Genomic DNA, 13,762 nt, shown 5'->3' with positions numbered 1-13,762 from the left:
AAAAAGCTTCATTGAAGCTGATTTAAAGTTTTAATTTATACGATGAAGAGCAATAAAATGAAAGAACTAATTCTTAATTTTATTGCTCTTTTTATTTTTAAATTTATTCAACCAAAATGAAAAAATCAATAGTGTCAACATTACTTATAATCACTAGTTTTTCGGGTTTTGCCCAATTAAAACTTGCTAGATTATTTGCCGACCACGTGGTACTTCAACGTCAAAAAACAATTCCAGTTTGGGGGTGGGCTGTGCCAAATGAGCGAGTGAAAATCGAATTAGCCAATCAAATACAAACAATTCAAGCAGATAATAATGGAAAGTGGTTAGCAAAATTTTCTCCAATGGAAGCTGGCGGACCATTCAAATTGACGGTTTCTTCAAATGCTGAAAAAATAGAAGTAACAGATATTTTGATTGGTGAAGTCTGGCTTTTGTCGGGGCAATCAAATATGGAGTGGACGGTAAAACAAGCAAATAACTTCAAAGAAGAGAAGAAAAATGCAAATTTTCCTCAAATAAGGCATTTTTTTGTAGAACACGAGGTTTCGATTCAACCTCAGATTGATTTAAAAAATGGTGCATGGAAATTAGCTTCAGCCGAAACAGTTGGTGATTTTTCGGCAATCGGATTCTTTTTTGCAAGAGAATTAACCCAAAAATTAAATATCCCGATTGGACTTTTACACGCTTCTTGGGGTGGCTCTCAAATTGAAGGGTGGTTGAGTAAAGAAGCTATGCTGAGTAATGATGAACTCAAATCCTATGCCCAAAATATTCCTTCAAATTGGCAAGAAGCCGATTCGTTTCATGATGCAAATGTAAGAAAGAAAATTTTTGGTAATGATTTTAATCCAACAATTGATGATGAGAAAAAATATCTTGAAGCTAATTACGATTTTTCAAAATGGGTGAATGCTGGAAGCCCACTTGGCCAATGGGATTGGAAAGGAATTTGGGCTTTTCGAGGAAATGGGTATATGGCTCGATATGTTGAAATTTCTGATGAAATGTCAAAGAAAGAAACGACACTTGGATTAGGGATTCAGGATGGATTTAATGAAATTTATATCGATGGAAAATTAATTTCAGCAGGAGTTTTGAAAGGAAATCGTAAAATTGTTATTCCAACCAACTCATGGAAAGTTGGTAAAAATCAAATTGTCATTAAATCAGGAAGTATGCAAGAACTACCGTGGTTTGGCTTGGGAATCATGGGTTTGAATGAAGATTTGTATGTATCAGGTGGTAGCGAAAAAGTGAGTTTAGCAAATGATTGGAAATTGATGCCAGCTTTTGCGGATAAACACAGCTATGTCCATAGTAGTAATAATATTGGAACAACTATTTATAATGGAATGATTGCTCCGCTTTTGCCTTTTGCTATTAGAGGTGTTTTATGGTATCAAGGCGAATCTAATGCTGGTCGAGCTTTTCAATATCGACAAACATTTCCTTTGATGATTAATGATTGGAGAAAGCAGTGGCAGGATGATTTTTCTTTTTACTTTGTTCAATTATCAAGTTATGGAGCTAATCAAAGTAGTAACCAAGGTAGTAATTGGGCAGAATTAAGGGAAGCACAAACAATGACTTTGAGTTTGCCTAAAACAGGCATGGCTGTCACGACTGATGTTGGAAATCCTAATGATATTCACCCGATAAATAAACAAGACGTTGCTAAACGACTAGCAGCAACAGCTCTCAATCAAGATTATTCAAAAAATATAATTGCAAGTGGGCCAATGTTTAAGTCGTACAAGTTTGAAGGGCCGAAAGCAACAATTACTTTCTCAAATGTCGGTTCAGGATTAGTTACAAAGGATAAATACGGTTATTTAAGAGGTTTTGAGATTGCTGGGGAAGATAAAGTTTTTTACTATGCAAAAGCTGAAATCGTCGGTAAAAACGTAGTTGTTTCGCATCCTCAAAATCTTAAAGTAGTATCTGTGAGGTATGCTTGGGCGGATGCTCCCGAAGATGCAACTTTGTTTAATGTAGAAGGATTTCCTGCAAATTCATTCAGAACAGATGATTGGCAAACTATAACTTTAGGACAGAAATTTGAATAGCAATTAATTAAAAAAGGATTGATTATTAAAATCAATCCTTTTTTAAAGTATATTTTTCAAGTTCCGATTGTGCTAATGTGTCTGTGTAACTTGGATAAATGTAATCTTCTGGGTCGTAATTTTCATTTGAAACTACCAAAACAATCGCATTCTCGGAAAAATTTTCTAATGTATGCCAGTCTTGCGGCTCTAAAACTAATACTTTGTTTGGTTCATCTAAGCCAAAAACCATTTTTTTTTCTGGTGTTTCAACGTAAATATCACATGTTCCTTGTACACAAATCAATGCTTGCCATGCTTTTATATGTCTATGCCCACCACGAGTTTCGCCATCGGCATTAGTTATATAAAAAATACGTTTAAGTGAGCCAGGTAAAATGTTTTCAAAAACTGTCAAATCTCCTCTGCTACTTGAATGTACTGGTAATGTAAAGACTTTAGGCATAAAAAATTATAAAGTGAGTAACCATAAATATACTTATAAATTACCCTTGTTGATAGTATTCATTGCTTTATGGTTGTAAACTTAACAAAAAAAATATACTTTACGACCGTTTACGCACTTTTTAGTGTTTTTTTTATTTAGCGTAACCTCAGTTTATTTAGAAAATATAATTAATTGGTTAAAAATTTGTACATTACTTTTTTCTAATAATAGAATATAATTATCAATTCTTCATAAGAAATACAAATTTTAGTTAAATCAAATTACAATTTTTAAACCTACAATATTTCAATTAATAGATTTTGTTGTGAAACACTATAAGAATTGACCATCAAATTATCAATTCTTATAGAGAAAGCAAATTTTTCTCAAAAATGATGTTTTAATGAAAATAAACACTTTCCTGCTCATCTTTAATATAAATGAGTTGGGTAATGTAAATCATGTTTTTATTCAATAAAGTTTTAATTATTTGTAGGCATTAATGGTTTGGATAGTTCCATCGGCATTATGTTTTAACTCTGAAACTTTGATATTTCTCAAATGTGTTTTACCCGAAATTTCAGTATCGTGGTAATATAAATACCATTTATTTTTGAATGCAACAATCGAATGATGATTTGTCCATCCTTGTACGGGATTTAGTACAATTCCTTTGTAAGTAAATGGCCCATAAGGTGAATCTCCAATGGCATAACAAATATTGTGTGTGTCGCCGGTTGAGTATGAAAAATAGTATTTTCCTTTATATTTATGAACCCAAGCGGCTTCAAAGAAGCGTTTGTCATTATTATCTTCCATTAAAAGATTGCCTTTTTCATCTAAAATTTTAACTTCTTTTACCTCTTCCGAAAAACTTTTCATATCAGCCGAAAGTTTTGCAATTCGAGGCAAACGAGCAATTTCTCCCTTTTTTGGATTCTCTGTTTTTCCTTGATACGTATTGTTCTTCCATCGTTGTAGTTGTCCACCCCAAATTCCTCCAAAATACATGTAAAAACTGCCATCAGTGTCTTTAAATACACAAGGGTCAATACTGTAACTTCCTTTAATTGGTTCTTTTTCAGCTTTAAATGGCCCAATTGGACTCTTACTTGTTGCAACGCCCATTCTAAATATATCTTCTTTGTCTTTCACTGGAAAATATAAATAGTAAGTGCCATTTTTATAAGCAGCATCAGGAGCCCACATTTGTCTTCCTGCCCAAGCAACATCCTTAATATCAAGAGCTACACCATTATCTTTTACTTTCGATTGCGGTGAATCCATTGATAAAATATGATAATCTTTCATATCGAAATGCCCGCCTTCATCGTCTTCTTTTGTTCCTGATTCAATGTCATGCGATGGGTAAATATAAATTTTACCATTGAATACATGAGCTGATGGGTCAGCAGTAAAAATGTGAGAAACCAGAGGTTTTGAAACTGGAGTTTTGCCTTGGGCGAAAGCATTTATTATTCCTAAAAAAAGGAGTGAAGCGATTGAAAAACGGATTTTACTCATTTGAAATAATTTAATTGATGGTTAATTATAATGAACTTTTTTGATGATTATAGGCAAATAATGATAAGTTTTACTAATCATTTAACCTGTTAAAATCCAATTGAATTGCCTCCATCTACAGGTAATGAAACACCAGTAATGTATCGTGCAGCATCTGAGGCCAAGAAAACTGCAGCCCAACCAATATCACTTGGTTTTCCAAATTTACCCATTGGAGTTCTGTTTAATGCACGGTTCATGCGGTCGGGGTCGCTGTTCATGGCGGTTTTCATCATGTTTGTTTCGATGAAACCTGGTGCTATGGCATTGACTCTAACATTGTGTGGGGAAAATTCGGAAGCAAGTACTTTTACCATTCCTTCAAGACCTGATTTTGAAGCCGCATAAGCTACAACTCTATCAATTCCATAGTAGGCAGCCATTGATGAAATCATAATAATTGTTCCATTTTTACGTGCAATCATGCGTGATGCACAAGCACGAGTAAGGGCAAATACAGCATTGAGATTTGTCTGAATGATTCGGTTAAAATCTTCATCTGAAACCTCTAAAGCAGGTCTTTTCATATTTACTCCTGCATTATTAACTAAAATATCAATTGGTCCGTAAGTCGATTCGATATTTGCAACCAAGCCTTCCAAAGATGCTAAATCGGTTACATCATTAACAAAATAATGAGCATTTGGTCCCAATTGTGCGATGGCTTCTTGTAAAGCATTTTCTCTACGACCTGTAATAATAATTGTTGCTCCAGCATAAATCATACAATGAGCAATTTCGTAGCCGATACCACTACCTCCGCCAGTTATCAATACCAATTTTCCTGCTAAAGAAAAGGCGGTTTGGTGCGAAATATGGTTTTGAACCTCATTGGTTTTTTGGATTGTTTCTGATAGGTTAGTCATCTTAAATGATATATTTCTACTAATTTTTTTACTTCTTCTAAACTTCTGTTCGGCGGTGTTAAATTTTTTGGAATAGGCATTTTTGAATATTCTTGAAAATACAAAACGCAGGCATCACGCCACCAAATGGCTTCTTTTTCTTGTATTTTAAGCCTTCCTTGTACACTTTGGAAGGTCTCGAAATCAATATGTGCTTTTAGTGTTTCCCATTCATCTTGCAAAACTTTAACTTGTTTTACACCATCATAATAGCGAAAACAAAGTTCATCCCAAAGATTATTTCCAGTGCTAAGTTTCTTTGACCAAGCGATGTGATGAAACCAAAGTAAGTAATTCAGATTGCATTTTTCAGGATTTCCCCACGATTCAATAAGTTCATTGGAATAAAGTTTCAATGCATTGCTCAATTTGCCCGTTCTATCAAAACCTAGACCGATAGAGTCGGCTCTATGATAATAAATGGATGTCCAGTCAAGTCGCCCCGATTTTGACAACCACGGTTCTGGGCCATAATGATGGCCTTCACCCATCATGTGGTGCAAACCGAGTGGATAAGTGTAACTGATATATGTCGGCAAGGATTTTTGCATGATAGAGTTTATCTGCTTTTTTGCTACTACATCATTTGTTAAAGTCATTCCAATCCATTCGTTAGCAATTTGCTCAGAACTCAAAGAGTAATCCCAAGCCAGCCGCCCAAAAGCATACCAATTACTTTGGTTGAAAGGATGTCCGCACCAATTAACATCTGAGCCAGTATTAGCCACTCCAGCCATCAACGAGTTTTGATTGTTGTATATGCTGCCATCAATAACTTTCGCTACTTCTGAGCCTTTTCCTTTAACATAAGTATCGGTGTCGAGACATTCTTTAAACATCGGAGCTAGATAAGTCAAATGAGTAGATTGTCCTAGATATTCCTGCGTTATTTGAAACTCCATACCCAAAGTGGTTTTAGAAAATGCACCAAACATTGGGTGAAAAGGTTCACGTGGCATAAAGTCAATTGGCCCATTTTTTACTTGAACAATTACTTTAGAGTCAAATTTTCCATCTAAAGGTTTAAATTGTTCATATCCTTCTTTAAATCTATCTCCATTAGGATCGGCATTATACACAAACGCTCTCCAAATAACAATTCCTGCAAATGGTTTCATTGCTTCTGCAAGCATATTTGCTCCGTCAGCGTGGGTTCGTCCATAATCTTGTGGGCCAGGTTCGCCTTCCGAATTAGCTTTTACTAAATATCCACCAAAATCAGGAATATATTGATGAATTTCTTTAGTCTTTTCATTCCACCATTGCCTAACTTCTGGGTCGAGTGGGTCTGAAGTTTTTAATCCACTAAGTGTTCTTGGAGAACGAAAGTTTACAGAAATAAAAACCTTGATACCATAAGGACGCAATACGTCTGCAACTGCTTTAATTTTCTCTAAATATTCTGCCGTTAAAAATCGGGAACTCGCATTTACATTATTGATTGACGTGGCATTGATACCAATTGAAGCATTTGCACGAGCATAAGCAATGTAACGAGGGTCAATTCTGAACGGTAATTCGTTCCATTTCCACATGGATGAACCAGCATAGCCTCGCTCAACAGTTCCATTGGCATTATCCCAATGATTGAGCATTCTGATTTTTATTTTTGGGTTACTTATTACCGAAATATTTGATAAAGATTGACCAGTTTGTACTTTCCTCAATAATTCAAAAGCTCCATACAAAACGCCAACTTCAGTTTTAGAACTAATGATAATATTTCCTTTGTTGGAGAAAATTGCAAAACCGTCATTGGCAAGATTTTTAGTGAATATTTGCTTTTCTGAAACCTCCAAAATAATTCCACCAACTTGGCTATCAGCTTTTTTAATTGTAGAAACCTTCTTTCCCATTAAGCCTTCAAAACCATTTTTTAGTTCTTCGGATGCTTTTAAGATTGTTGCATTTGTAGAACTTGTTGTGATGAACTTTGTGAATTTTGCATAATTTTCTCTTTGTTTTACGTCTTTAATTAAATCATATTTTAACCATAGACGAGAACCGTCATCGGCAAAAGCTGCCAATGAAATGAAGGAAAAGAAAAGTATGATTAATTTTTTTTGCATTTTTTTTATGAGATTTTTTATAAAATGAAATACTTTCATTCAAGATGTTCGATTGTTTTTTCTAAGTTATTTTGGTTCCAATAAATCCCATTGATTTCCGTACAAATCTTCAAAAACTGCTACTGTTCCATAATTTTCTTTAACTGGTAAACGAACAAAATTTATTCCATCAGCACTCATTTTATGATAATCTCGCCAAAAGTCATCAGTATATAAAAACATAAAAACACGTCCACCAGTTTGATTTCCAATATAGTTTTTTTGTCGTTCATTAGCTGCTTTTGCCAATAAAATTGAAGTCTCTTTTGAACCTTTTGGTGCAACTAAAACCCAACGTTTGTCGGGACTTAAAACTGTATCTTCAATTAAATCGAAGTTGAGTTTTTTTGTATAAAAATTAATAGCTTCGTCGTAATCATCAACAACTAAGGCAAAATGAGCAATGTGTTGTTTCATTTCTAAATACTTTTTTCGATAGCCATTTCTAGGCCTCTTAATTCAGCTAAGCCTTTCAAGCGTCCAATTGCAGAATATCCTGGATATGTTTTTTTGTTCAAATCGTCTAACATTTGATGTCCATGGTCAGGTCGCATCGGAATCGAAATGTTTCCTTTACCAACTTTTTTTCTACGATTTTGCTCGTTAATAATTGCTTTTACAACTTCGTACATATCAACATCTCCATTCAAATGAGCTGCTTCATGAAAGTTCAGTGGATTTTCTTCTCTTTTAGTTGTTCTTAAATGAATAAAATGAATTCGCTCGCCAAATTTTTCAATCATATTTGGCAAATTATTGTCTTCACGAACGCCCAACGAACCAGTGCAAAAAGTTATACCATTCGCAATTGTATCGCAAGCATTCATTAGTTGAGCCAAATCATTTTCGGTGCTTACAACTCTGGGCAAACCCAATAATGACTTTGGAGGGTCATCGGGATGAATACACAAATTAATGCCAATTTCTTGGGCAAAAGGAGCTATTTGTTGAATGAAATAATACAAATTAGCTCTCAATTCGGCATCACCGATGTGGGCATAATTATCTAATAATCCTTGAAAAGTATTCAAATCGAATGCTTCTTCCGAGCCAGGTAAACCCAAAAGTGCTGTATTTTTGAGTGTCTTGATTTCGGTTTGACTCATTGTTTCAAACTTCTTTTTTGCGGATTCCCGAACAGCAATTTCGTAATCTTTTTCAGCATTTGGGCGTTTCAAAATGTACAAATCGAAAATTGCAAAATCTTCCCAAACAAAACGCAGTGCTTTCGAGCCGTCAGGCATTTCATAATTTAGATTAGTACGAGACCAATCCAAAACTGGCATAAAATTGTAACAAACCGTTTGAATGCCACATTTGGCCAAATTCTGTAACGATTGCTTGTAATTTTCGATGAAATATTCGCAAGTCGGTAAGCCCTTTTTTATGTCTTCATGGACAGGCAAGCTTTCAACAACCATCCACTTTAATGGAATAAATCTGTCGTTATCTTTTTCGATTATTTGAATTCTTTCTTTAATTGCCTCAACTGACCAGACTTCCCCCACTGGGATTTGATGCAAAGCCGAAACCACCCCAGTACAACCAGCTTGACGAATATCCATTAAAGAAACTGGGTCGTTTGGCCCAAACCAACGCATTGTGTGTATCATATCTTATAACTAAAATAAACTATTTAAGCCTTATTTTTACTTTGAAAGTTTAATTCTTTGGGCATTTTTTTGGGCTTTTAAAGCGAGTTCAGTTGCAAAAAAACAATGTTCTTGTGTCATTGCCGTTTCAGTTCTATTCAAAATGTCATCAACCAAAAGTGAGCCGTAAGGCAAGTTTTGTGCAGTACAATCAAAATATTTTGTTTCTTTATTATCTGTTAAAAACAAGTGACTTCCACCTTCACGACCGCCAATATCAATGTTTTTACGAATTTCGATAAAACCTTCAGTTCCTAAAATTGTCAATCTTCCATCACCCCATGTTTTTAAACCATCGGGCGTAAACCAATCAACTCGAATATAGCCCATTCCACCATCTCCACGTAACATTACATCACCAAAATCTTCAAACTTCGGAAACTCAGGATGATGAACATTTCCAATTTGAGAAGCAATAATATCTGCTTGTTTAGAACCTGTAAAATAGAGATATTGGTCAAATTGATGAGAGCCAATATCAGTAATAATTCCACCAAACAAATCTCTATCAAAAAACCATTCAGGTCTAGTTTTGGTATTCATTCGATGTGGTCCAAGACCAATTGTTTGAATTACATTGCCAATTGCCCCAGATTTCACTAATTCACCAGCCTTTACGGTTGCTCTATTTTCAAAGCGTTCGCTGTACATGATCGAATAGATTCGACCAGTTGCTTTTTGGACACTACGCACTTCTGCAAGCTGCTCCAAAGTTGTAATTCCTGGCTTATCAGACATAAAATCTTTTCCAGATTTCATTACCCGAATTCCCAAAGGAGCTCTTTCGGATGCAATGGCCGAACTCAAAACAAGTTGGATTGTTTTATCTTCTAAAATCTCTTTTTCATCTTTTACTAATTTGGCCTCAGGATAGCGTTTTGCAAAATCAGCAATTAGATTTGCTTCTTTTGCAAAATATGAAACCAATTGACCACCACCTTTTTTTACGGCCTCTACTTGGCTATAAATATGACCGTGATTCATGCCAATAACCGAAAAACGAAGGCGAGGGTTTTCGTAATTTGCTTGTTTAGTGGCGACTACTTTTTCAGTTTTATAGTGTCCCAAATCATTGTTTTGAAACATAGGAATAGCCATTAGACCAGCTGCAGCAGAACTTGATTTTTTGAGAAAATTTCTTCTATTGTTGTTTTCCATTTTTTTTAAGGTAAAGAATTAAAGTTCTTGATTCTTCTGAAGCGTTGAATACAAAATTTTGATTCTAATTTTACATTTTTATGTAATTTGTTCCATAAGGTTTTCTTTGTGTGCGTGAAAGCATCGCATTTGCTTCATCGTCATTTACAAAGCGTTCTGTAACTGGATTCCAAGTTAGTTTTCTTGGTAGTTTCATGGCAATATGGCTTATCAAACAAACACTACAAGTTCGATGACCAATTTCAGCGGGTGAAATCGGCTCTTTTCTACTTTGGATACAATCTAACCAATTGCCGTGCTGCTCGGTGCTTTTATATAAATGAATTTCATTTTCACCAATAACAGACGTCAATATTTTAGGGTCGCTTGCATCTAATGCTTTACTACTTTTTGCTTGAGAAACAGGGTCACTTGCAGAAGCAACATAATCTCCTCTTGATACAAAAATCCAACCTTCTGTTCCTTCATAGCGAATACCATTTGGAAATCCTCCGCTTGTGTACATCGTTACGCCATTGGCATAGTCAGCTTTTACCATAAAATCACCATGAACATTCCATAATCCTGATTTTGGAAATTCAGCTACGGCTTGAATTGAGGTTGGGCCAGTATATTCTGTGTCCATTCCCCAGGCAGCCGAATCGAAGTGGTGCTGTCCCCAACCTGTTATCATTCCTGCTCCAAATTGTTCAACTCTTAGCCAACCAGGGCGACCATAGCCAACTTGTGGATGAACGCCAATTTCGGTATAAGGAATTTCTGGCGTTGAGCCTAGCCACATATCATAATTAAAACCTTTAGGAACTGGCATCGCTGGAGCTGCTGGCCCAGATGGGTCACCAGGAAGGCCAACTTTTACGGTATGTAGTTTTCCTATGCGACCATTTCGAACCAATTCTGCGGCAATTCTAAACTGAGCTGATGAACGTTGTTGTGTACCAACTTGCAAAATTCTGCCCGTTTTCTTAATTACATCACTTAATAAACGGCCTTCGGCAATTGTAAGCGAAGTGGGTTTTTGTAAATAAATATCTTTTCCCGCCAATGCTGCTTCAATGGCAGGTTGAGCGTGCCAAAAATCAGGAGTACTAATTACAACGGCATCAATATCTTTATTCAAAAGTAGTTCTCGATAATCGTCATACATTTTTACATCAACGTATTTGTTATTACCAGTTTTCTTTTGGTAATAATTTTCGACGTGTAACTTGCCGTCTTTCAAGCGATTACTGTCTAGATCACAAACAGCAATCATACGGGCAATATCATGTTGCATTGTACCTGGCATATCGTGGTCACGTCCGATTCTACCACAGCCAATTTGCCCAATATTAATTTTATTACTTGGGGCATTTTTACCAAAAACAGACGATGGAACAATGGTTGGGATGCCTATCGTTGAAGCTGCAACTCCAGTAATGGTTTGCCCAATAAATTTTCTACGATTCATAATTATTTTATAATTAAGGTTGAATTTCTTTATTTTAAACGGTATTACTCAGCTTTATACTTTTCAAATTGTTCAGCAATTTTTGCCGAAATTACATCTCCTGAATGTACAATTACACGATATTTTAATTTGATTGTTTGACCTTTTTTTAAAGTTGTTTCTTTATCGTTTGAAGGCCAATACATGGGTGTTGGAGAAAAGAAACCATAGTCTCTAGTAAACCAAGGTGAAGGATACCATTCGTTTGATGGATGTTGAAAAATAGCCATTCCTTCTATTTTATCGCCTCGTTTGCCATAAAAATCTATCCATGCAGATTTTTTTCCAAATGTTTCTTTTTCTCCTTTTTCTCCATTGGCATTAATCATTGTACCGCCGTTAATTACCGCAAGGTCTGCATCCATTCGTCCACTAAAAAGTGAGTGATTAGTTTTTTCAATAACCACATCCATGAGCATTTCCATTATAATATCAAAATCAATTTGAAAAAGCTCTTTAGAAGGAGCGGTGATAGTAATTTTGCGTAAATCTTTTATCGGAGCGTTGGCATTTGGTCGTCGCCAAATACATTCATCTTCAATCACAACTTTATCATTACCTGATTCAATAATATCTGCTCGCAGCGAAATAATTTGCCCTCTTTCAAGTCCTTCTTGCCAATAATTACCACCATTTACTTTATCGCAACCAAAAAATAATGAACTATGATGCGGATAATTTCCATTTCTCATAGAAGTTACGCTGGCATTTGACGGGCCATTTACAGGAAAAAAGAAAGGATATTTTTCATCTTGTGAAAAAATATAACTCGTAAAAAGGTTATTGTTGATACTAATATCAATTTTTGAATTGAATTTTTGTGCAACAATTTTGGCTTGTCCAAATACATTGATACAAATTCCGCAAATCAATAATATAGTTAATTTTGTTTTCATTGATTATCGTGCTGATTTAGCTATTTCTAAGGCTTTTGTTGTGATATAATATTTTAAAAGCATATTTGGTACTTCCCATTCGGGTAATTGTTTTTTTGCTTGATAATCTAAAAAACGATCCATTACTTCACCGAAATGAGCTTCATGGCCAGTGCGGTACGAATCAGGGATTTGTACTAACCATTCAGAATTTTGCTTGATAAGGCTAATGCCTGGAAATTTATTTTTTAGGTTTTCAAAGGCTAGATTCAGTTCATTTTCGGAAAGATTGATTGGTTTGATGTACAATTGTGGTACAAATTTTTCTGCCTTTCCTTGTCTAATTTCAATATTTGCTTTCGTGCCTCTCATAACCGAAAAATGCGTATCGCCACCTTCGGAAGCACTATAATTCCATAATGCTCGCAATTTTGTGTGAACTCCCCGCAAACTATAATTGATTTCACCATTTGCAAAAACATTGATAGTCGAGTCATTCATTAAATCTTTTTTTAAAAAATCAGGAAATATTGAAACGCCAGTTATGGTCGAAAATTGACTGAGTGTCATGGGTGTTGGCCAGCGTTTGGCAGAATTTATTTTAACATCTTTGTTTGTCAACGAAATATTTGGAAAACTTGCCCATTGAGCCAAATCTACTAAATGAACCATCACATCTGCAATGCCTTCGCCTTGTTGTGAAACATCCATAAACCAAGTTGGTCGTTTGAGTGGACTCCCAGAAACGTACTTATAAAAATAATGAATACTTTCAGTGAAAATTGCTGGATTTTGTGGTGTTCCTTGTTCTAATTTTCCAAAGATTGCTGGTGTATGCAATAATTCTTTCTGTAAAATTGTGGTAATTTCTGACCGTTCAGTCATAATATCATAAAGCAGAATATTGTTTTTCTTAGCCACAACGAAAGCTTTTTTCAGGAGTTCATATCCTTTTGCATCAATGCACATTGGTTTATCGGCCAAAATATTGATGCCTGCTTCGGCAGTTTTTAGAATATATTCGGTCTTTTTTCGATTATTTCCAGCAATAATTAAAACATTTCCATTCTTTTCTGAAATCATTTTCTCAAAGAAATCATTGCCTTGATAAACATTTTCTTTCCAATGTGTCGGATTTTTAGTTCGTGCATTATAGCTTTCAATGCGTTTCAGATGGTCTTGCAAATCTTGCCCTGCAGGAGCATAAACATTGACTATTGGTTCTACATTTTCATACATTTTGTTTTGAACCAATGCTGCATGAAAATGACCAGGGTCAAGTGTAATAAACTTCACAGGTTTATTTTGTGCAAAAATTACATTTGCAATAAAAATAAGCCCAAATCCAATTTTTTTTATCATCGTTTATATTTATTGAATTGTTAGATGTTCGTTGGAATAATGGAAAAGTACAATTTTGTTTTCATTGTTGAATAAAATTAATCCGTAATTTTGACTGAAAAATAGATTGCTTTCCTTTATTTTTTATTAGCTATTATAAAAATAGGTTTCT

At 35.0% G+C, this 13,762-nt stretch carries 11 protein-coding genes; 1 reads left to right on the top strand and 10 read right to left on the bottom strand.

Annotated features, from left to right (window positions below):
- Window positions 1-116 precede the first annotated feature (116 nt).
- A complete protein-coding gene (locus MJQ71_RS06455) occupies window positions 117-2,072 on the top strand; it encodes a sialate O-acetylesterase (RefSeq protein ID WP_238805617.1) in 1,956 nt (651 codons plus the stop codon).
- A 31-nt stretch (window positions 2,073-2,103) separates the two neighbouring features.
- Here MJQ71_RS06455 and MJQ71_RS06450 read toward each other — a convergent pair whose 3' ends face one another.
- From MJQ71_RS06450 to MJQ71_RS06405, 10 genes are all read right to left on the bottom strand, one after another.
- The gene (locus tag MJQ71_RS06450) at window positions 2,104-2,517 is read right to left on the bottom strand and encodes a sugar 3,4-ketoisomerase (protein WP_238805615.1); all 414 of its coding nucleotides are present in this window, start codon (window positions 2,515-2,517) and stop codon (window positions 2,104-2,106) included.
- A 468-nt stretch (window positions 2,518-2,985) separates the two neighbouring features.
- Window positions 2,986-4,023 (bottom strand): glycoside hydrolase family 43 protein, encoded by a 1,038-nt coding sequence (locus MJQ71_RS06445; RefSeq protein ID WP_238805613.1) that lies wholly within the window; start codon window positions 4,021-4,023, stop codon window positions 2,986-2,988.
- A gap of 89 nt (window positions 4,024-4,112) precedes the next feature.
- Window positions 4,113-4,928, bottom strand: a complete 816-nt coding sequence (locus MJQ71_RS06440) for an SDR family NAD(P)-dependent oxidoreductase (RefSeq protein ID WP_238805611.1) — start codon at window positions 4,926-4,928, stop codon at window positions 4,113-4,115.
- Window positions 4,925-7,036 carry an alpha-glucuronidase family glycosyl hydrolase gene (locus MJQ71_RS06435; protein ID WP_238805610.1) on the bottom strand — a complete coding sequence of 704 codons (2,112 nt, stop codon included), beginning with the start codon at window positions 7,034-7,036 and terminating at the stop codon, window positions 4,925-4,927. Before MJQ71_RS06435 ends, MJQ71_RS06440 begins: the two co-directional genes overlap by 4 nt.
- A 66-nt stretch (window positions 7,037-7,102) precedes the next feature.
- Window positions 7,103-7,492 carry a VOC family protein gene (locus tag MJQ71_RS06430; RefSeq protein WP_238805608.1) on the bottom strand — a complete coding sequence of 130 codons (390 nt, stop codon included), beginning with the start codon at window positions 7,490-7,492 and terminating at the stop codon, window positions 7,103-7,105.
- Window positions 7,493-7,494: 2 nt separating this feature from the next.
- Window positions 7,495-8,688, bottom strand: coding sequence for a mannonate dehydratase (uxuA, locus tag MJQ71_RS06425; RefSeq protein WP_238805606.1), 1,194 nt, complete (start codon window positions 8,686-8,688; stop codon window positions 7,495-7,497).
- A 36-nt stretch (window positions 8,689-8,724) separates the two neighbouring features.
- On the bottom strand, window positions 8,725-9,885 hold the full coding sequence (locus tag MJQ71_RS06420) for a Gfo/Idh/MocA family protein (RefSeq protein ID WP_238805604.1): 1,161 nt from the start codon (window positions 9,883-9,885) through the stop codon (window positions 8,725-8,727).
- A 70-nt stretch (window positions 9,886-9,955) separates the two neighbouring features.
- Window positions 9,956-11,335: a Gfo/Idh/MocA family protein gene (locus MJQ71_RS06415; protein ID WP_238805602.1), complete on the bottom strand. Its 1,380-nt coding sequence runs from the start codon at window positions 11,333-11,335 to the stop codon at window positions 9,956-9,958.
- 44 nt (window positions 11,336-11,379) lie between these two features.
- On the bottom strand, window positions 11,380-12,270 hold the full coding sequence (locus MJQ71_RS06410) for a DUF6807 domain-containing protein (RefSeq protein ID WP_238805600.1): 891 nt from the start codon (window positions 12,268-12,270) through the stop codon (window positions 11,380-11,382).
- 3 nt (window positions 12,271-12,273) lie between these two features.
- Window positions 12,274-13,611 carry a putative oxidoreductase C-terminal domain-containing protein gene (locus MJQ71_RS06405; protein WP_238805597.1) on the bottom strand — a complete coding sequence of 446 codons (1,338 nt, stop codon included), beginning with the start codon at window positions 13,609-13,611 and terminating at the stop codon, window positions 12,274-12,276.
- Window positions 13,612-13,762 lie beyond the last annotated feature (151 nt).

Source organism: Emticicia aquatica (assembly GCF_923079645.1).
In the GTDB taxonomy this organism is placed as follows: domain Bacteria; phylum Bacteroidota; class Bacteroidia; order Cytophagales; family Spirosomataceae; genus Emticicia; species Emticicia aquatica.
Note: the sequence above shows the minus strand (reverse complement) of the source record. Positions and strands in the feature narration are given on the sequence as shown.

Bases quoted from the DNA above. Each gene is read 5' to 3' on its own strand.
- MJQ71_RS06455 (WP_238805617.1), top strand. From the start codon at position 117: ATGAAAAAATCAATAGTGTCAACATTACTTATAATCACTAGTTTTTCG.
- MJQ71_RS06450 (WP_238805615.1), bottom strand. From the start codon at position 2,517: ATGCCTAAAGTCTTTACATTACCAGTACATTCAAGTAGCAGAGGAGAT.
- MJQ71_RS06445 (WP_238805613.1), bottom strand. From the start codon at position 4,023: ATGAGTAAAATCCGTTTTTCAATCGCTTCACTCCTTTTTTTAGGAATA.
- MJQ71_RS06440 (WP_238805611.1), bottom strand. From the start codon at position 4,928: ATGACTAACCTATCAGAAACAATCCAAAAAACCAATGAGGTTCAAAAC.
- MJQ71_RS06435 (WP_238805610.1), bottom strand. From the start codon at position 7,036: ATGCAAAAAAAATTAATCATACTTTTCTTTTCCTTCATTTCATTGGCA.
- MJQ71_RS06430 (WP_238805608.1), bottom strand. From the start codon at position 7,492: ATGAAACAACACATTGCTCATTTTGCCTTAGTTGTTGATGATTACGAC.
- uxuA (WP_238805606.1), bottom strand. From the start codon at position 8,688: ATGATACACACAATGCGTTGGTTTGGGCCAAACGACCCAGTTTCTTTA.
- MJQ71_RS06420 (WP_238805604.1), bottom strand. From the start codon at position 9,885: ATGGAAAACAACAATAGAAGAAATTTTCTCAAAAAATCAAGTTCTGCT.
- MJQ71_RS06415 (WP_238805602.1), bottom strand. From the start codon at position 11,335: ATGAATCGTAGAAAATTTATTGGGCAAACCATTACTGGAGTTGCAGCT.
- MJQ71_RS06410 (WP_238805600.1), bottom strand. From the start codon at position 12,270: ATGAAAACAAAATTAACTATATTATTGATTTGCGGAATTTGTATCAAT.
- MJQ71_RS06405 (WP_238805597.1), bottom strand. From the start codon at position 13,611: ATGATAAAAAAAATTGGATTTGGGCTTATTTTTATTGCAAATGTAATT.